Consider the following 18,517-nt stretch of genomic DNA (forward strand, 5'->3'; position numbering starts at 1 on the left):
CTCGGTGCGCGTGACCGGGGGTTCCCCCGCCCCCGGGGGGCGGGGGAGGGGCGGTGCGGGCGGGCGGCGGGAACCGGTCGGGGTCCAGCAGCCCGCCCCACTCGGCGCCGCCCTGGAGCGGCTCGCCGGGGTGCCGCTCAGCGCTTGGCATATTCGCGGAAGCCTCGGCCGGTCTTGCGGCCGAGGCAGCCCGCGGCCACCAGGTGCTCCAGCAGGGGCGCCGGGGCCAGACCCGGGTCGCGGAACTCGCGGTGCAGCACCTTCTCGATGGCCAGCGAGACGTCCAGCCCGACGACGTCCAGCAGCTCGAACGGGCCCATCGGGTAGCCGCCGCCCAGCTTCATCGCGGCGTCGATGTCGTCGAGGGTGGCGTAGTGCTCCTGCACCATCTTCACCGCGTTGTTCAGGTACGGGAACAGCAGCGCGTTCACGATGAACCCGGCCCGGTCGCCGCAGTCCACGGCGTGCTTGCGGATCTTCGCGCAGACCTCCCGCACGGTGGCGTGGACGTCGTCGGCGGTCAGGACCGTGCGCACCACCTCGACCAGCTTCATGGCCGGCGCCGGGTTGAAGAAGTGCATGCCGATCACGTCCTGCGGGCGCGAGGTGGCGCGGGCGCAGGCGACGACCGGGAGGGAGGACGTGGTGGTGGCGAGCACCGCCCCCGGCTTGCAGACCTTGTCCAGCGTGGCGAACAGCTGCCGCTTGACCTCCAGGTCCTCGGCGACCGCCTCGACCGCGAGATCGACGTCGGCGAAGTCGTCGTAGGTGCCCGTCGCACGGATCAGGTCCAGGGTGCTCGCCGCGGCCTCGGCGGTCATCCGGCCCTTGTCGACAGACCGGGACAGCGACTTGCCGATACGGGCCTTCGCCGCCTGCGCCTTCTCCTCGCTGCGGGCGGCCAGGACGACCTCGAAGCCCGCCTTGGCGAAGACCTCGGCGATCCCGGACGCCATCGTGCCCGAGCCGGCCACGCCCACCGAGCGCACCGGGCGGCCGGCGGCCGAGGGGCCGTCCTCGCGCGGGGTGAGGGCGTCCTCCACGACCGTGCCGCTGCCGGGCGCCTCGTAGGTGTAGAAGCCGCGGCCCGCCTTGCGGCCGGTCAGGCCCGCCTCGCTGAGCTGCTTGAGGATCGGCGCGGGGGCGTGCAGCCGGTCGCGGGAGGCGGTGTACATGGCCTCCAGGACCGTGCGGGCGGTGTCGACGCCGATCAGGTCCAGCAGCGCCAGCGGGCCCATCGGCAGACCGCAGCCCAGCCGCATCGCGGCGTCGATGTCCTCACGGGAGGCGTAGTTGGCCTCGTACATCGCGGCGGCCTGGTTCAGATACCCGAACAGCAGCCCGTCGGCGACGAACCCGGGCCGGTCGCCGACCGCCACCGGCTCCTTGCCCAGGTCCAGGGCGAGGTTGGTGACGGCGGTGACGGCGGCGGGCGCGGTCAGCACGCTGGAGACCACCTCGACCAGCTTCATCGCGGGCGCCGGGTTGAAGAAGTGCATGCCCAGCACGCGCTCCGGGTGGGCGGAGTCGGCGGCGAGCCGGGTCACCGACAGTGCGTTGGTGCCGGTGGCCAGGACGGTCTCCGGCCGCACGATGCCGTCCAGCTCCCGGAAGATCTGCTGCTTGATCTCGTACGACTCCGGGGCGACCTCGATCACCAGGTCGGCGGCCGCCGCGGCCGAGAGGTCGGTCCCGGTGGTGACGCGGGCGAGGAGCTCCGCGCGCTGCTGACCGGTCAGCCGGCCGCGCTCGACGGCGCGGGCGGTGGAGGCCTCCAGGGCGGCGACGCACCGCGCGGCCTGGGTCTCGCTGACGTCGATGCCGATCACGTCGCGGCCGGCGGCGGCCAGGACCTCGGTGATGCCGGTGCCCATCGTGCCGAGGCCGACCACGGCGACGGTCCGGAGCGGGGACAAGGGGGTGTCGGACAGGGGAGTGGCCATCGCGGGACTCCAGGAATGAGGGTGACGACGGAAGCCGCGCCCAGGTGCGCCGAGCGGCGCACCAGGGGGCGTGCTGGATGCGGGTGTTGGCCGGGCTGCGAGCGCACACGCCCGGACCGCCGGCGAGCGGCGGCGGATCCGACCGGCCCTGTCCCGGGGCCGAGCCGTACTGCGGTACACGGGGTACCGAACCGACTGCGACTCACTGCGGCCGCGTCACCAGACCGCCGTGAGGAGGGTGCGAGTGGGTAACTCGCTCGTCTGAGCTTAACCCGCGGGTAACGAGCGCGCCAGCCCCTGGATTTGTGAGGTGGCTCCCGTCCCCGGTGTGATCCCCCTAACCTCGTCGCATGGACGAAGAGTTGCGAACGCTCACGGAGCGCTTACGGGCGGAGTCCGGCGGCACGGCCGCGTTCGAGCGGCTGGCCGCCACGGACGACCACGACCTCCTGGCCGGCGTCCTCACCGCCCCCGGACAGCCGCTGTGGGCGCGTGAACTGGCCGCGTTCCGGCTCGGGACGGCGGGCGACCGGCGGGCGTTCGAGGCGCTGGTGCTCCTCCTCAACCACCGCGATCCGCCGCGCTGCGCCGCCGCCGCGCACGCCCTGGCCCGGCTCGGCGACCCGCGCACCGCCCGCGCCGCGGCCGCCCTCGCCACCAACGAACTGCGCGTCGCCTACGCCCTGCATCCGGTCCGCCTGCTCGCCGAGCTGCGCGCCCCCGAGGCGGTCCCGGCCCTGATCACCACCCTCCGCCGCCGGCTGCGCCCGCACGATCCCTACCGCCGGGTCGCGCTCGCGTGCGTGGAGGGGCTGGGCGAACTCGGCGACCCCCGCGCGGAGTCCGTCCTGAACGAGGCGCTCGCCCACCCCGCGCTGGCGGAGGCGGCGGTGCACGCCCTGGCCCGCATCCCGCACCAGGGGAGCGCCCGGGGGCGGATCCCGGGGCAACGCTGAGCGATGACGGGCCGTCGCCTCGCTGTCGTACCCGGCGTCAGCCGGTGAGAGCCCGCACGTACCGCACCTCCGGCACCGTGGCCCCGCCCACCTCGAAGGGCTCCTCGGCGCCGTCCGCCATGAAGCCCGCCGCCTCGTAGAAGCGGCGGGCGCGCGCGTTCTCCCTGAGCACCCACAGGAACATCCGAGGGAGTCCGGCCGCCGCGCAGCGGCCGGTCACCTCGGTCAGCAGGGCGCGCCCCACCCCCTGACCGATCCGCTCGGGCGGAAGGTACAGCGCGTACAGCTCGCCGTCCCCGGTGCGCACCTCGCCGTCCCGGTACGGCCCGTACACGGCCCACCCGGCGAGCGTGCCGTCCGCCGCCTCGGCGACCAGGTTCACCACGCTGCCGTCCCCGGCGGCGAGCCGGGCCCGCTGCTTCCCGGCCTCCGCCGCGACGTCCATCGCGTCCAGATACGCCTGCGGGATCATCCCGCGGTACGCGTGCTGCCACCCCCTCACCCGCATCGCGGCGACCTCGTCGCTGTCGTCGGCGGTCATGGGGCGGATACGGACGCGCCCGGGGGCGGACGCGCGGGGGAGAGGGGCCATGCGGGTCATCATGGCCCACCGTGCCGCGCGTCCGCCGCCGCGTTTCCGCCGGGTCAGATACGGGAGCCGAGGAGGCCGTGGAGGACCGAGCCGCGGGCCGTGCCGGGGGCCGCTTTCGACGTCAGCGGCTTCGGGTCGGGCTGCGCCGCGCACACCGCGTCGGCGTCCCCGTGGCTGCCGCGCGGCACCGTGCCGTCGGCCAGGTAGGCCGCCAGGTGCCGGTCCAGGCAGGCGTTCCCGCTCAGCGTGATGCCGTGGTTGCCGCCGCCCGACTCGACCACCAGGCTGGACCGCTCCAGCCTGCGGTGCACGGTGACGGCGCCCTGGTACGGGGTGGCCGCGTCGTCCGTGGCCTGGAACAGCAGCGCGGGCGGCACCTGGCTCGTGGTGTTGATCCGCTCCGGCCGCTGCGACGCGACCGGCCAGTACGCGCACGGTGCGTTGTACCAGGCGTTGTTCCACGACAGGAACGGCGCCCGCTCGTACATCTCCCAGTTGTCCTTGCGCCACTGTGCCCAGTCCCGCGGCCAGACGGCGTCCCGGCACTCGATCGCCGTGTAGACGCTGTAGCCGTTGTCCCCGGCGGCGTCGGTCGCGCCGAAGTTCTCGTACGCCTCGACCAGCGGCCCGCCGTCCTTCTCGTTGACGTACGCGGCGAACGCCTCGGCCAGGTAGGGCCAGTAGCCGTTGTAGTAGCCGCCCGGGACGAAGGTGTCCTCCAGCTCGGCCGGGCCGACCTTCCCGCCGGCCGGGTTCTCCGTCAGCGCGGAGCGCATCGCGTACCAGGAGGCCTCGATCTCCTCCGCGTCGGTGCCCAGGCGGTAGGTCGCGTCGTGCTTGGCCACCCAGTCCATGAAGGCGCGGTGGCGGGCGTTGAACGCCTGGTTCTGGTCGAGGTTGGCGTCGTACCAGACGCCGGTGGGGTCGACCACGGAGTCCAGCACCAGCCGCCGCACCCGCTGCGGGTGCAGCTTGGCGTACACGGTGCCGAGGTAGGTGCCGTAGGAGTAGCCGAAGTAGTTGATCCGCTCCGCGCCCAGCGCCTGCCGGATCACGTCCAGGTCGCGCGCGGCGGCCGTGGTGGTCATGTGCGGCAGCAGGTCCCCGTACTTGCGGCCGCACGCCTCGGCGAAGGACTTCGCGCGGTCGAGGTTGGCCCGCTCCACCTCGGGCGAGGTGGGCACCGGGTCGGGGCGCACGGCGTCGAAGTGGCCCGGCGCGCAGTCCAGCGCCGGGCGGCTGTCGCCCACGCCGCGCGGGTCGAAGCCGACGACGTCGTACTCGGCGGCGACCCGCTTCGGGAGCGACGCGGCCACGAACCCGGCGAGCGTCAGTCCGCTGCCGCCCGGCCCGCCCGGGTTCACCAGCAGCGGGCCCTGGTACTTCTTCGCCGTGTGCGGGATGCGGGACAGCGCCAGCGTGATCGTGCGCCCGGAGGGCTCGGCGTGGTCCAGCGGCACCTCGACGGACGCGCACTGCAGCGTCGGGTAGTCGTCGGTGCCGCACTTCTTCCAGGCCGGCGCGGAGGCGCGGAACGTCTCCGGCGCGTGCGGGGCGCCGGCCTCGGCGGGCACGGCCGTGAGGCCCGAGGCGACGACGGCGGCGGCGCCGCACAGCACGGCTGCGCGTTTCTTCATGCTTCTCCCAGGACGAGGTGGCGCGGACCGCGAGGCTCACGGTTCACGCGGCATCGTCCCGATGTGGCGCCCTATCCGAACGCGATACGCCGGTTGTTGACCCAATCGGGCCGCCGGATGCGCCCGGATGCCCTCAGAGCAGCGTCAGCTGGGTCGGCAGCTCCGCCTCCGCCTCCTCGGGCGCCGGGGCCGGGACACGGCGCGGGGCGTCCGCGCCGGCCGGGCCGATGCCGTACTCCCGGGCCAGGTCGTGCACCTGACGCGTGATCCGGCGCTGGTACCAGCGGGGCGCGTAGGCGCCCTCCGCGTACAGCCGCTCGTAGCGGGCGACCAGATGCGGGTGGTGCCGGGCCAGCCAGGACATGAACCACTCGCGGGCGCCGGGCCGCAGATGCAGCACCAGCGGCGTGACCGAGGTGGCGCCCGACGCCGCGACGGCCCGCACGGTCGCCCTCAGCTGCTCCGGCCGGTCGCCCAGGAACGGGATCACCGGCGCCATCAGCACCCCGCAGCCGATGCCGGCGTCGGTGAAGGCGCGCACCACGTCCAGCCGCCGCTCGGGCGCCGGGGTGCCCGGCTCGACCGTGCGCCACAGCTCCTCGTCGGTGAAGCCCACCGACACCGAGACGCCGACGTCGGTCACGTCGGCGGCCTGCCGCAGCAGGGGCAGGTCGCGCAGGATCAGCGTGCCCTTGGTCAGGATCGAGAAGGGGTTCGCGTGGTCGCGCAGCGCCTCGACGATGCCGGGCATCAGCCGGTAGCGGCCCTCCGCCCGCTGGTAGCAGTCGACGTTGGTGCCCATGGCTATGTGCTCGCCGTGCCAGGAGCGGGAGGCCAGCCGGTGGCGCAGCAGCTCGGGCGCGTTCACCTTGACCACGATCTGGCTGTCGAAGCCGAGCCCCGTGTCGAGGTCGAGATAGCTGTGGGTCTTGCGGGCGAAGCAGTAGACGCAGGCGTGGGTGCAGCCCCGGTAGGGGTTCACCGTCCATTCGAACGGCATGCGGGAGGCGCCCGGCACCCGGTTGACGATGGAGCGGGCCCGGACCTCGTGGAAGGTGATCCCGCGGAACTCGGGCGTGTCGAAGGTGCGGGTCGTGACCGCCTCCGCGCCGAACAGCGCGGCGTCGGCACGGCCGTGTTCGGAGTCCGGTGAGAGATTCTCCCAGCGCATGACGCCTCCTCGGTGTCGCTGGGCACAGAATAGAACACATGTTCCCTTGATCGTGCGAGCGACATCTTCGGTCAGTTCCGGAACCCCGATTTGGGTGGCCGGGTACGGGGGTGGTTGGCTTGCCCCGACCCTGGAGAACCCAGCCCTGGAGGAATGCGATGGCGCAGGTCGAGGCCACTACGGAGCGGATCGTCGCGGCGGACGCGGACACGGTGTTCGACGCCCTCGCCGATTACAGCGGCACCCGCGCCAAGCTGCTGCCCGAGCAGTTCAGCGAGTACGAGGTCCGCGAGGGCGGCGACGGCGAGGGCACTCTCGTGCACTGGAAGCTCCAGGCCACCAGCAAGCGGGTGCGCGACTGCCTCCTGGAGGTCACCGAGCCCACCGACGGTGAGCTGGTCGAGAAGGACCGCAACTCCTCCATGGTCACCACCTGGCGGGTCACCCCGGCCGGCGAGGGCCGCGCCCGGGTCGTCGTGACCACCGTGTGGAACGGCGCGGGCGGCATCGGCGGCTTCTTCGAGCGCACCTTCGCCCCCAAGGGTCTCGCCCGCATCTACGACGCGGTGCTGGCCCGGCTGGACGCCGAGGTCGGGAAGCAGTAGGTCCGATCGCGCCAACTCCGTTCGGCTCAAATGGAGTTGGCGCTTCCGTCACCTGTTCGGGTGATCTCTCGGCGGACCGACTCCGTGCCGTAACTCGTCGTGCTTGCTCGTAGTTGTCGCTTTTACGCGGGAATTGTCCAGCAGTGCGACGAGGGGAGCGGCACGTGGGCGGGATCACTCTGACGCAGGACGAGCCGGTCACGGCTCCATCGGCCGGGGAGCCGCCGCCCCCCGTGCCACCGGCCGGGGACCCTCCGTCCCCGGCCCCGCGGAGCGGGCCGGACCTGAGCCCCGGCCGGGTCCGGCTCGTCTTCCTCGCGCTCATGCTGGCGCTGTTGCTCGCCGCGCTCGAGCAGATGATCGTCGCCACGGCGCTGCCGAGGATCGTCGGCGAGCTGCACGGCCTGGACACGATGTCCTGGGCGATCACCGCCTATCTGCTCACCGCCACCGTCGGACTGCCGGTGTACGGCAAGCTCGGCGACCAGCTCGGCCGCAAGGGCGTCTTCCAGTTCGCCATCCTCGTTTTCGTCGTCGGCTCCGCGCTGGCCGGCCGCGCCACGACGATGGACCAGCTGATCGCCTACCGCGCGGTGCAGGGCGTCGGCGCGGGCGGCCTGATGATCGGCGTCCAGGCGATCATCGCGGACATCGTGCCCGCCCGGCAGCGCGGCCGCTTCATGGGGCTGATCGGCGCCGCCTTCGGACTCGCGTCGGTCGCCGGACCGCTGCTCGGCGGCTACTTCACCGACCATCTGTCCTGGCGCTGGTGCTTCTACATCAACGTGCCCTTCGGCCTGGTCACCATGGTCGTCGTCGCCCTGGTGCTGAAACTGCCCAAGCCGACGGGCCGGCGCCGCTTCGACGTGCTCGGCACGCTGCTGCTGACCGCCGCCTCCACCTGCCTGGTCCTGCTGACCAGCTGGGGCGGCACCGAGTACGCCTGGGACTCCCGCGTCGTGCTGGGCCTCGGCGCGGGCGCCGTCGCGTCCACCGCCCTCTTCCTGGCCGTCGAGCGGTTCGCCGCCGAACCGCTCATCCCGCTGCGGCTGTTCCGCGACTCGGTCTTCAACGTCACCGGGCTGGTGGGCCTGGTCGTCGGCGTCGCCCTGTTCGGCGCCGCCAGCTATCTGCCCACCTACCTCCAGATGGTGGACGGGGTCTCGGCGACCGAGTCGGGCCTGCTGATGCTGCCCATGATGGGCGGCATCGTCGGCACCTCCATCGTCTCCGGACAGATGATCAGCCGCTCCGGCCGCTACCGGAGCCACCCCATCGTGGGCACCGCCCTGTCCGCCGCCGGCATGTGGCTGCTGTCCCGCATGGACACCGGCACGCCCCGGCTGCACTACAGCGTCTGGATGTTCGTCCTCGGCGCCGGCATCGGCATGGTGATGCCGGTCCTCGTCCTCGCCGTGCAGAACTCCGTGCGCCCCGCGGACCTCGGCACCGCCACCAGCGCCAACAACTACTTCCGGCAGATCGGCGGGAGCGTCGGCGCCGCCGTCTTCGGCACCCTGTTCGCCGACCGGCTCACCGACGCGCTCGCCGACCGCCTTCCCGCCGGCGCGCCGGCCGACGCCGAGTCGATCACCCCCGAGCTCGTGCACGCCCTGCCGCCCGAGCTGCGCGACGCCTACGTCCAGGCCTACGCGGACGCCATGCCGCGCATCTTCCTCTACCTCGTGCCGGTGCTCGTCCTCGGCCTGCTCATCGCCTTCTTCCTCAAGGAGAAACCACTGGTGTCCCACCACACCCCCACCGCCGACCCGGCCCAGGAAGCACCGCACTTCGAGACGCGCGTCCCCCAGGCGCGCTCCGCGCAGAGCGGCGGCATCCCCGTCTGCGGCACCGTCCAGCACCCCGACGGCACCCCCGTGCCCCGCGCGGCGCTCACCCTCATCGACATCCAGGGGCAGCAGACCGGACGCGGCGCGAGCGGCGCCGACGGGCGGTACGCGCTGGCCACCCCTGGACCGGGCTCGTACGTCCTGATCGCCGCCGCGGGCGGTCACCAGCCGCAGGCGGTCTCCGTGACCGTCGGCGAGCGGCCCGTCGAACTCGACGTCGTCCTCGGCGGCGCGGGCCGGCTCGCGGGCAGCGTCGTCACCGCCGACGGCACGCCCGTCCGGGACGCCGCCGTCACCCTCACCAACGTGCACGGCGAGGTCGTCGCCAGCACCCGCAGCGGCCGCGAGGGCGGCTACGTCATCACCGAACTCGTCGCGGGGGAGTACACCCTCGCCGCCAGCGCCCCCGCCTTCCGCCCGGCCGCCCTGCCGGTCACCGTGCAGGCCGCCCGCGAGACCCGCCAGGACGTCGAGCTGGCGGGCGGCGCCGTGCTCCGCGGCACCGTGCGGGCCGGCGGCGGACGGCCGGTGGAGGACGCGCGGGTCACGCTGCTCGACGCGGCGGGCAACGTCGTCGACACCCTCACCACCGGACCCGACGGCACCTTCCGCTTCGTCGACCTGTCCTCCGGCGAGTACACGGTCATCGCCGCCGGCTATCCGCCGGTCGCCACCGTGCTCCAGGTGGCCGGCGGGGGCCGCACCGAACGCGACCTCCAGCTGGGGCACGAGGACTGACCGCGCCCCCGCACCGCTGGACCGGAGCCGCCCCCCTCCGCGGCTCCGGTCCACGGCTGTCACCCCCCGGCCAGAGCGTCACGCACCGCTGAGGCGACCTCCTCCACGGCCGGCGGGAAGAGGATCGAGTAGTGGTTGGTCCCGTCGATCCGGCGGGCCGGCATCCGCGCCGGGTCCAGGGCCGCCGCGGCGATCCGTCCGGCGTCGTACAGCGCCCGCGGCTCGTCGAGCAACCCCCGCTCCGCCCACAGCAGTTCGCCGCGCACCTGCGGCCGGTGCACCGCGGCCAGCGTCTCCTCGTCGCCGAGCACGTCCGCGCCGTCCGCGCGCACCGCGTCCAGCACACAGCTGCTGCGCAGCTCGGGCGCCCGGCCCGTGAGGTCCCGTGTCACATAGCCGGCCACGTGCGGACCCCAGTGCGGGCCGAGCGCCGGGTGGGCGCGGAAGAACGCGAGATAGTCCTCCGAGCTCCCGAACGTCATCGACAGCCGGTCCATCGCCGGGCCGATCACCGCCTTCAGCAGCGCGTCGATGTCGGTGCCCTCGGGCGGCGGGAAGCCCAGCCCGCCGTCGACCAGCACCACGCGGGGGAAGCGGTCCGGGTGCCGGGCGGCGGCCAGCGCGGCGACGAACGCCCCCATCGAGTGGCCCACCAGCACCGCCCGTTCCAGCCCCAGGTGGTCGAGCAGCGCCACCGTGTCGTCGACATGCGCGCCCAGCCCGAACGGTCCCGGCAGCCCCGCGCTCCCGGCCCGGCCCCGCAGGTCGGGGGCGTGGAGATCGACGCCGGGCAGGGCGTCGGCCAGGGCGGCGAAGGCGAGCGAGTTGGCGGTGATGCCGTGCAGGGCGACGGCGGGCGGGCCGTCGCCCGGCCAGTGGGTGACGGCGAGCCGGCCGCCCCGGACGGGGGCGGTGAGGTCCCGCGCGAGGGCGGAGCCGGACGTGGTCATGTGCTTCTCCTTCGGCCGAGGGCGGTGATGCCGCCGGGGGCCAGATAAACGGCCAGGACGAAGAGGCTGCCCAGGATCAGCATCGGTTCCACCCCCAGGTCCCAGCCGCCGAGCCGCTGGTCGAGGTAGGTGAACAGCACCCCGCCCACGACCGGCCCCCAGCGGGTGCCGCTGCCGCCCAGCACCACCATCACCAGCAGGGTGAGGGTGAACTCGGGCGTGGAGGTGTGCGGGGTGGCGCCCGCGGTGACCAGCAGGTGCAGCACCCCGCCGAGCACGGCCAGGGACGACGCCAGCACGAACGCGCCCAGCTTGTGGGCGAACGGGCTGCGGCCGAGGACGGCCACCCGCTGCTCGTTGTCCCGGATCGCCTGCCAGACCCGGCCGGCCGGGCGCGCGGTCACCGTCCACACCACGCCCGCCACCAGGGCCAGGTAGGCGAGCGCCAGCCAGTACACGTTCGCGGTGTTCTGCACCCCGACCAGGGCGTCCGGCACCCCGTCGACGTACAGCGGCAGGCCCTCCTCGCCGCCGGTGAGGCCGCCCGGGTTGCGCTCCACGTAGATGGAGCCCGCCTGCGCGAAGGCCAGGGTGACCATGGCGAACCCGACGCTGCCGAGGGCGAGGGTGCGCAGCGACACGGCGCCCAGGACGAGGGCGGCCAGTGCCCCGAGCACCAGGGTGAGCAGTGCGGCGGGCAGCAGGCCCAGGCCCAGCTCGGTCATCGCGAGCTGGGTGCCGTAGCTGCCGCCGGCGATGTAGAGGGCGTGCCCGAAGGACAGCAGCCCGGTGCGGCCGAACATCAGGTCGTAGCCGAGCGCGAGCGCGCCGAAGACCAGGCAGAGCGCGAACAGCTGGAGCGAGCCGGGGGAGTTGACCGGTCCGTCGAGCAGCACCGGGATGTCCAGCGCCGAGTACGGCAGCAGCGCGAGGACCAGCAGCACCGCCACCGGGACGGTCGCCGGGCGCAGCCGGCGCAGCAGCCCGTGCCGCGTGCCCGGCGCGTCCTTCACGGCCGGCGCCGGGGCGGCGGGGGTGGCCCGCGGGGTGCGGGTGGCGGTCATGCCGTGCCTCCTGCGGATCGGGTGCGGGGTGCGGTGAGCGCGCGGCGCAGCCGCGTCAGCGGCGACCCGGTCCCGGCGGCCGGCCGGGACAGCACCACCGCGGCCAGCAGGACCACGACGGCCAGGTCGCCGTAGCCGCCCGCGTAGTAGTTGGCGTACTGCTGCACCAGGCCCACGGTGAGCGCGGACAGCGCGACGCTGGTGATCGAGACGAGTCCGCCGATGATCACCACGACGAACGCGAACACCAGCATCGAGGTCCCCTGATGCGGGGAGAGGGAGCCGAAGTAGAGGCCGCCGAGCACGCCGGCCAGGCCCGCGAGGGCGCCGCCGAGCGCGAAGACCAGGGTGAAGGCACGGGTGACGTCGATGCCGAGCGCCGTGACCATCGCCCGGTCCTCGACCCCGGCGCGGACGATCAGCCCGTAGCGGGTGCGGGACAGGAAGAGGTGGATGCCGGCGAGCACCAGCAGCGCCACCGCGATCAGCAGGAACCGGTTCACCGGCACGCGCGCGCCCATGACGCCCACGGTGCCCGCGAGCGCGTCGGGCACCGGGAAGGGCCGGGCGTCGGCGCCCCAGACGGTCTGCACGAGGGCGGGGACGGCGAGCGACAGGCCGACGGTCACCAGGATCTGCTCCTTCACCCGGCCGTACAGCCGCCGGATCAGGACCAGTTCGACCACGGCCGCCAGCAGCAGCCCGGTGAGGGTGCCCACGACCGCGGCGAGCAGCAGCCCCGGCATCCCCCCGACCGTCTCGGCGGTGCGCCAGGCGGTGTAGACGGAGACGGTGAGGAACGCGCCGTGCGCGAAGTTCAGCACGTCCATCAGCCCGAAGATCAGGGCGAGTCCGGAGGCGATGAGGAAGTACAGGGCTCCCAGGCCCAGTCCGGTCAGGGTGAGCAGGACGAGGGTGTCCATCAGGCGGCTCCGTGGTCGGGGCGGCTGCCGACACCCAGCAGCGCGGTCGTACGGGCGGTGTCGGCGAGCAGGTCGCGGGCGTCGCCGGTGTGCACCACCTGGCCGGCGTCCAGCACCACCGCGCTGCGCGCCAGCCTGCGCACCACGGCGAGGTTCTGCTCGACCAGCAGCAGCGGCACGCGCTCGGCGGCCCGTTCCAGCACCTCGGCGGCCTCGGTGACCACCCGGGGCGCGAGGCCCTTGGTGGGTTCGTCCACGACGACGAGGGTGTTGTCGTTGAGCAGGGTCCGGGCGAGGGCGACCATCTGCTGCTGGCCGCCGGACAGGGTGCCGGCGCGCTGGTCGCGGCGGGCGGCGAGCTCCGGGAAGAGGTCGTGCACCAGGTCGTAGCGGTGGGCGTGGCCCGGGCGTTCGGCCAGGGCGAGGTTCTCGGCGACGGTGAGCCCGGCGAACACCCCGCGGTCCTCGGGGGCGTAGCCGATGCCGCGGCGCACGGTGCGGTGGGTGGGCTCGTGGGTGATGTCGTCGCCGGCGAAGGTGACGCGGCCCGCGGTGACCCGGCCGCCGTCGGGCAGCAGCCCCAGCACCGCGCGGATGGTCGTGGTCTTGCCGACGCCGTTGCGGCCCAGCAGCGCGGTCACGCCGGCGGCGGGCACGTCGAAGGTGACGCCGGTGAGGATGCGGGACCCGGCGATGTCCACGTCGAGACCCTCGACGCGCAGGATCGGTGGCGCGGTCACAGCTCGTCTCCCAGATAGGCCTGCTGGACGGTGGCGTCCGCCATCACCTCGGCGGGGCTCGCGGCGGCGAGCAGCCGCCCGTGGTGCATCACGGCGACCCGGTCGGCGAGGCCGAGGACCACGTCCATGTGGTGCTCGACCAGCAGCACGGTGCGGCCCTCGTCGCGGTGCAACGACCGGATGAGGTCGGTGAGTTCGGCGGTCTCCTCCGAGGCCACCCCGGCCATCGGCTCGTCCAGCAGCATCAGCCGCGCCCCGGCCGAGCCCCTGCCGAGGGTGGGCGCGAGCAGCATCGCCAGCTCCAGCTTGCGCTTGTCGCCGTGCGAGAGGCCGGCCGCCGGATCCCCGGCGCGGTGCGCCAGCCTGACCCGCTCCAGCACGCCGGTGACGTCCCCCGCGCCGACCCGGCGCACCCCGGCGGACCGGGCGGCCAGGTCGACGTGCTCGGCGACCGTCATCGTGGCGAACACCGAGGACGACTGGAAGGTCCGCCCGACGCCCCGGCGCACCCGGCGGTGCGGGGGCAGGGCGGTGATGTCGTGGCCGTCGAGCAGGACGGCGCCGCCGGTCGGCCGGGTCAGCCCGGTGATCAGGTTGAACAGGGAGGTCTTGCCCGCCCCGTTGGGGCCGATCACGGCGAGGAGTTCACCCTCGCGCACGGCGAGCGACACCCCGTCGACGATGTCGGCGCCCCCCACCGACCAGCGCAGCCGGTCCAGTTGCAGTACGGGCGTCATGCTCAGCCGATCCTCGTCTCGGCGGGGGCGACCTGCTCGGCCGGGAAGGTCCGCGCCACCCGCGGCGCGCCCTCGGCGGTGAACTGCGCCTGGAACGTGGGCTGGAGCAGCGCGTGGTCGGCGGCCCGCACGGTGTTCGGCCCCTTCACACCGGAGAACGAGAAGCCCTCCAGCGCCTTCACCATGGCGTCGGTGTCCCCCTTCGCGCCGCCCGCGCGGACCGCCTCGACGACCATCTGCGCCGCGTTGAACCCGTCCGGGGTGAACAGGTCCTCCTCCCACTTCTTCGCCTTGAAGTACGTCCGCATCGCCTCGGCCTCCGGGGTGTCCGCGGCGCCCGGCACGTAGTGCGCGAGGAGCGTGACCTTCTCCCGCGCCTTGCCGAAGACCGGGTAACTCGCCCTGCTGTCCAGGCCGGTGACGACGGTGGCGGCGTCCAGCACGCCCTGCTGGTCGAGGGTGGACCACATCGACTGGGCGGTGTCCCCGGCCCACGCGACGAACACCATGTCCGGCCGGGCCGCCTTCACCTTGCTCGCCACCGGGGTCAGATCGGTGGCGGCGGGCGGCGCCAGCACCTCGCTCACCGTGGTGCCGCCGGTGCCGAGCACGGACGTCACCGCGGCGGCGTTGGCCTGGCCGAAGGCGTTGTCCTGGGCCAGCACCACGACCTTCTTGCCCTTCGAGCCGCCCAGGATGTTCTTCGCGGTCAGCACGTCCTGGTAGGTCTGCCGGCCTGAGCGGAAGGTGTAGCGGTTGACGCCGGTCAGCGCGTCGGTGGCGGCCGGACCGCTGATGTACAGGGTCTTGTTCTGCGCCGCGACGGGCGCGATCTGCGTGGCCACACCGGAGACGACGGAGCCCGCGATGATCGGCACGCCCTGCCCGATGCGCTTCTTGGCCAGGGAGACGCCCTTGGCCGGGTCGCCGCCGTCGTCGTCCTTCAGCACGGTGATCTCGACGCCGTCGACGGCGCCGGTGCCGTCGGTCGCGTGGTCGAGCCCGGCCTCGAAGCCGCGCAGGTACTGCTCGCCGTACGAGGCCAGCGGGCCGCTGGTGGAGGTGATGAGGGCCACCTTCACCTCCTCGGCGCCGGAGGCGGTGCCGCTGCCGGGACTGGAGCAGCCGGCGGTGAGGGCGGTGGCGAGCAGGGCCACGGCGGCGGACAGGAAAAGGGGTCTACGCATGACCGTACGGCTCCTCGGTGCGACGGCGGACGACGCCAGCGGCACGATCCGTCACGGGTGATCACTGTGCGCTGAGCGGTAACCGGAAGTGTGATCCCGGTCAGATCCGGCCACAATGTGGCTCGCACACACGTGACACCGCTCAACCGTGGTGTCTGCACACGTCGTTGCGACGCGAGGAAGGGAAGCGTGTGGAGGAGGGCGGGCCGGTCAGGGCGTCCGGCGGTTCCGGGCGGCGGCCTGGTCCGCGAGACCCCCCGCGCCCAGCAGTCCGGTCGCCTCGAACGGCTCGGCGGCGGCCAGCCGCGGCAGTTCACGCCGGGACAGCGCCGTCACCACCGGCGGCATCGCCCCCCGCACCAGCTGGGTCGCGCGCAGCCACCCGGGCACGTACACCGACGGGCGCCGCCGCTGCACCGCGTCCGACAGCCGCCGCGCGACATGCTCCGCCGGGTACACCTTCCGCGCGGGCGGCGGCATGTGGCCGCGCAGTTCGCGCAGCACCGCGTGCTCGTCCACACCGCGGATCATGTCGGTGTCGGTCCAGTTGATGTAGGCGATGCCCACGGCCACATGACGGTGCGCCATCTCCGCCCGCAGCGAGTGCGCGAACGACTCGACGCCCGCCTTGGACGCGCAGTACGCGCTCATCATCGGCGCCGAGCCGATCGACGCCAGCGACGCCACCTGGAGGAAGTAGCCGCCGGTGACGGTCAGATCGCCGATGAACGTGCGGGCGGTGGCCGCGCTGCCGATCAGGTTAACCTCGATCACCCGCCGCCACACCGCCGGGTCGGACTCGGCGAACGGCCCGCCCTCGGCCACCCCCGCGTTGGCGACGACGACGGACGGCGGCCCAAGACGGGCCCGGATGTCCGCCCCGGTCTCCGCGAGACCCCGGTCGTCCGTGACGTCGACCTCCCAGCAGCCGCCCTCGCCCGGCAGTTCGTCCCGCACCTGCCGCAGCGTCCGCTCCTCCCGCCCGAGCAGTGCCACCTTCATGCCCCGCGAGGACAGCTCGCGGGCCATCGCCGCGCCCAGTCCGCGGGCCGCGCCGGTGACGACGGCGGTCCTTCCGTCCAGCGGGTTCGGGGTCTCCGGCATGCGACGCTCCTGTGCTCCGTGGCGGGCGTTCGTCCCGTTCACCGTAGGTCCGGCCCGGCATCCGCGCAGGTCGGGCGGTGTGGTCCGAGGCGCAACTAGGGCGTCAGTGGTCTGGACCAGTGAAGTCGTCCACAGGGTGGCCCGAGCGATACGGGACCACGTAGCGTGTGCGCCATGAAGATCCTCATCAGCGCCGACATGGAGGGCGCCACCGGTGTCACCTGGCCGGCCGACGTCCTGCCGGGGACGCCCCAGTGGGAGCGCTGCCGGTCGATGTTCACCTCCGACGTGGACGCCGCCGTACGGGGCTTCTTCGACGGCGGCGCCGACGAGGTGCTGATCAACGAGGCCCACTGGACCATGCGCAACCTGCTGCTGGAGCGGCTCGACGAGCGCGCCGAGATGCTCACCGGCCGGCACAAGGCGCTGTCCATGGTGGAGGGCGTGCAGCACGGCGACGTCGACGGCGTCGCCTTCGTCGGCTACCACGCGGGCGCCGGCATGGAAGGCGTCCTCGCGCACACCTTCCTCGCCAACTCCATCACCGGCGTGTGGCTCAACGACGTGCGCGCCAGCGAGGGCCTGCTCAACGCGCACGTGGCCGCCGAGTACGGAGTCCCGGTGATCCTCGTCACCGGCGACGACGTGGCCTGCGAGGACGCCTTGGGGTACGCGCCCGAGGCGCTGAAGGTCGCCGTGAAGGACCATGTGTCGCGGTACGCCGCCGTGTGCCGCACCCCGTCCAGGACGGCCGCCGACATCCGCGCGGCGGCCGAGGAGGCGGCCGCGCTGGCGGTGCGCCGGGAGCCGGTCCGGGGCGGCCCCTTCGCCGTGGCGGTGGAGTTCGACGCCGAGCACCTGGCCGGCGCCGTCACCGTCGTGCCGGGCGTGACCCGGAGCGGCGAGCGCAAGGTGATCTACACCAGCGAGACCATGTACGACGCAATCCGCACCTTCAAGGCGGTCACCACGATCGCCTCGGCCGCGGTGGAGGAGCAGTATGGCTGACCAGCTCGCCCTGGACGAGGTCGTGACCTTCACGTCCGACCTCATCAGGATCGACACGACGAACCGGGGCGGGGGCGACTGCCAGGAGCGTCCCGCCGCCGAATACGCGGCGGCGCGGCTCGCCGAGGCCGGCCTGGAGCCGGTCATGCTGGAGCGCACCCTGGGCCGGACCAACGTCGTGGCGCGGCTGGAGGGCACCGACCCGTCGGCCGACGCGCTGCTGCTCCACGGTCACCTGGACGTCGTCCCGGCCGAGCCCGCCGACTGGAGCGTGCACCCCTTCTCCGGGGAGATCCGCGACGGCGTGGTCTGGGGACGCGGCGCCGTCGACATGAAGAACATGGACGCGATGATCCTGTCCGTCGTGCGCTCCTGGGCCCGCGAGGGCGTGCGGCCGCGCCGGGACATCGTCATCGCGTTCACCGCCGACGAGGAGGCCAGCGCCGCGGACGGCGCGGGGTTCCTCGCCGACCGGCACCCGCACCTCTTCGAGGGCTGCACCGAAGGCGTCAGCGAGTCCGGCGCGTACACCTTCCACGACGGGCAGGGCCGGCAGTTCTACCCCATAGGGGCCGGCGAGCGCGGCACCGGCTGGATGCGGCTCACCGCCCGCGGCCGGGCCGGACACGGCTCCAAGGTCAACCGGGAGAACGCGGTCACCCGCCTCGCCGCCGCCGTCACCCGCATCGGCGAGCACGAGTGGCCGCTGCGGCTCACGCCGACGGTGCGCGCCGCGCTGACCGAGATCGCCGCCGTGTACGGCATCGAGACCGACCTGTCCGACGTGGACGCCCTGCTGGACAAGCTCGGCGGGGCGGCCAAGCTCGTCGAGGCCACCGTCCGCAACAGCAGCAACCCGACGATGCTCGACGCCGGCTACAAGGTCAACGTGATCCCCGGCGAGGCCGTCGCGCACGTCGACGGGCGGTTCCTGCCGGACACCGAGGACGAGTTCCGGGCCACCATGGACCGGCTCACCGGCCCCGACGTCGACTGGGAGTTCGCCCACCGCGAGATCGCCCTCCAGGCGCCGGTGGACTCCCCGACGTTCGCCGCGATGCGGGAGGCCGTGCAGGCGTTCGCGCCCGAGGCGTACACGGTGCCGTACTGCATGTCCGGAGGCACGGACGCCAAGCAGTTCGCCCGGCTCGGCATCACCGGGTACGGCTTCGCGCCGCTGAAGCTGCCCGAGGGCTTCGACTACCAGGCCCTCTTCCACGGCGTGGACGAGCGCGTGCCGGTCGAGGCGCTCCAGTTCGGTGTCCAGGTGCTCGACCGGTTCCTGCGGTCGGCCTGAGCGAGTGGGGGAGAC

General features: G+C 73.6%; 16 protein-coding genes. 5 read left to right on the forward strand and 11 right to left on the reverse strand.

The window, feature by feature from the left end:
- Nucleotides 1-137 precede the first annotated feature (137 nt).
- Nucleotides 138-1,943 (reverse strand): 3-hydroxyacyl-CoA dehydrogenase family protein, encoded by a 1,806-nt coding sequence (locus tag ACP7TJ_RS27575; protein ID WP_189909126.1) that lies wholly within the window; start codon nt 1,941-1,943, stop codon nt 138-140.
- Nucleotides 1,944-2,293: 350 nt separating this feature from the next.
- Here ACP7TJ_RS27575 and ACP7TJ_RS27580 point away from each other — a divergent pair, with 350 nt between their 5' ends.
- Nucleotides 2,294-2,899 carry an adenylosuccinate lyase gene (locus tag ACP7TJ_RS27580; protein WP_167742186.1) on the forward strand — a complete coding sequence of 202 codons (606 nt, stop codon included), beginning with the start codon at nt 2,294-2,296 and terminating at the stop codon, nt 2,897-2,899.
- 37 nt (nt 2,900-2,936) lie between these two features.
- Here the strand turns inward: ACP7TJ_RS27580 and ACP7TJ_RS27585 are convergent, their stop codons facing one another.
- The 3 genes from ACP7TJ_RS27585 to ACP7TJ_RS27595 all read right to left on the reverse strand — a co-directional run bounded on the left by ACP7TJ_RS27585 (nt 2,937) and on the right by ACP7TJ_RS27595 (nt 6,299).
- On the reverse strand, nt 2,937-3,491 hold the full coding sequence (locus ACP7TJ_RS27585; protein WP_427766139.1) for an N-acetyltransferase family protein: 555 nt from the start codon (nt 3,489-3,491) through the stop codon (nt 2,937-2,939).
- Nucleotides 3,492-3,544: 53 nt separating this feature from the next.
- Nucleotides 3,545-5,128 carry an alpha/beta hydrolase gene (locus ACP7TJ_RS27590; protein WP_189909128.1) on the reverse strand — a complete coding sequence of 528 codons (1,584 nt, stop codon included), beginning with the start codon at nt 5,126-5,128 and terminating at the stop codon, nt 3,545-3,547.
- Nucleotides 5,129-5,261: 133 nt separating this feature from the next.
- Entirely contained in the window at nt 5,262-6,299 is a 1,038-nt protein-coding gene (locus tag ACP7TJ_RS27595; RefSeq protein ID WP_093765975.1) for an Rv2578c family radical SAM protein, read from the reverse strand.
- Nucleotides 6,300-6,457: 158 nt separating this feature from the next.
- Here ACP7TJ_RS27595 and ACP7TJ_RS27600 point away from each other — a divergent pair, with 158 nt between their 5' ends.
- Together ACP7TJ_RS27600 and ACP7TJ_RS27605 are read left to right on the forward strand one after the other, a co-directional pair.
- Entirely contained in the window at nt 6,458-6,904 is a 447-nt protein-coding gene (locus ACP7TJ_RS27600) for an SRPBCC family protein (RefSeq protein WP_086699089.1), read from the forward strand.
- Nucleotides 6,905-7,068: 164 nt separating this feature from the next.
- Nucleotides 7,069-9,492 (forward strand): MFS transporter, encoded by a 2,424-nt coding sequence (locus ACP7TJ_RS27605; protein WP_427766144.1) that lies wholly within the window; start codon nt 7,069-7,071, stop codon nt 9,490-9,492.
- A 59-nt stretch (nt 9,493-9,551) separates the two neighbouring features.
- On the opposite strand, the gene ACP7TJ_RS27610 is transcribed toward ACP7TJ_RS27605, so the two are convergent.
- The 7 genes from ACP7TJ_RS27610 to ACP7TJ_RS27640 all read right to left on the reverse strand — a co-directional run bounded on the left by ACP7TJ_RS27610 (nt 9,552) and on the right by ACP7TJ_RS27640 (nt 16,197).
- Nucleotides 9,552-10,442, reverse strand: coding sequence for an alpha/beta hydrolase (locus ACP7TJ_RS27610; protein WP_427766147.1), 891 nt, complete (start codon nt 10,440-10,442; stop codon nt 9,552-9,554).
- Nucleotides 10,439-11,506, reverse strand: a complete 1,068-nt coding sequence (locus ACP7TJ_RS27615; protein WP_367448385.1) for a branched-chain amino acid ABC transporter permease — start codon at nt 11,504-11,506, stop codon at nt 10,439-10,441. Before ACP7TJ_RS27615 ends, ACP7TJ_RS27610 begins: the two co-directional genes overlap by 4 nt.
- Nucleotides 11,503-12,429, reverse strand: coding sequence for a branched-chain amino acid ABC transporter permease (locus ACP7TJ_RS27620; protein ID WP_167742182.1), 927 nt, complete (start codon nt 12,427-12,429; stop codon nt 11,503-11,505). Before ACP7TJ_RS27620 ends, ACP7TJ_RS27615 begins: the two co-directional genes overlap by 4 nt.
- Nucleotides 12,429-13,169 (reverse strand): ABC transporter ATP-binding protein, encoded by a 741-nt coding sequence (locus ACP7TJ_RS27625; RefSeq protein ID WP_167742181.1) that lies wholly within the window; start codon nt 13,167-13,169, stop codon nt 12,429-12,431. Before ACP7TJ_RS27625 ends, ACP7TJ_RS27620 begins: the two co-directional genes overlap by 1 nt.
- Nucleotides 13,166-13,906: an ABC transporter ATP-binding protein gene (locus ACP7TJ_RS27630; protein WP_093765970.1), complete on the reverse strand. Its 741-nt coding sequence runs from the start codon at nt 13,904-13,906 to the stop codon at nt 13,166-13,168. Before ACP7TJ_RS27630 ends, ACP7TJ_RS27625 begins: the two co-directional genes overlap by 4 nt.
- Nucleotides 13,907-13,908: 2 nt before the next feature.
- A complete protein-coding gene (locus tag ACP7TJ_RS27635; RefSeq protein ID WP_093765969.1) occupies nt 13,909-15,093 on the reverse strand; it encodes a substrate-binding domain-containing protein in 1,185 nt (394 codons plus the stop codon).
- A 210-nt stretch (nt 15,094-15,303) separates the two neighbouring features.
- Entirely contained in the window at nt 15,304-16,197 is an 894-nt protein-coding gene (locus tag ACP7TJ_RS27640; RefSeq protein WP_093765968.1) for an SDR family oxidoreductase, read from the reverse strand.
- Between the two features lie 174 nt (nt 16,198-16,371).
- Here ACP7TJ_RS27640 and ACP7TJ_RS27645 point away from each other — a divergent pair, with 174 nt between their 5' ends.
- Both ACP7TJ_RS27645 and ACP7TJ_RS27650 read left to right on the forward strand, forming a co-directional pair.
- Nucleotides 16,372-17,205, forward strand: a complete 834-nt coding sequence (locus tag ACP7TJ_RS27645; RefSeq protein ID WP_427766153.1) for a M55 family metallopeptidase — start codon at nt 16,372-16,374, stop codon at nt 17,203-17,205.
- Nucleotides 17,198-18,502: a M20/M25/M40 family metallo-hydrolase gene (locus ACP7TJ_RS27650; RefSeq protein WP_397636080.1), complete on the forward strand. Its 1,305-nt coding sequence runs from the start codon at nt 17,198-17,200 to the stop codon at nt 18,500-18,502. Before ACP7TJ_RS27645 ends, ACP7TJ_RS27650 begins: the two co-directional genes overlap by 8 nt.
- Nucleotides 18,503-18,517 lie beyond the last annotated feature (15 nt).

It is taken from the genome of Streptomyces sp. DSM 41931 (assembly GCF_050271085.1).
GTDB classification, from domain to species: Bacteria; Actinomycetota; Actinomycetes; order Streptomycetales; family Streptomycetaceae; genus Streptomyces; species Streptomyces albogriseolus.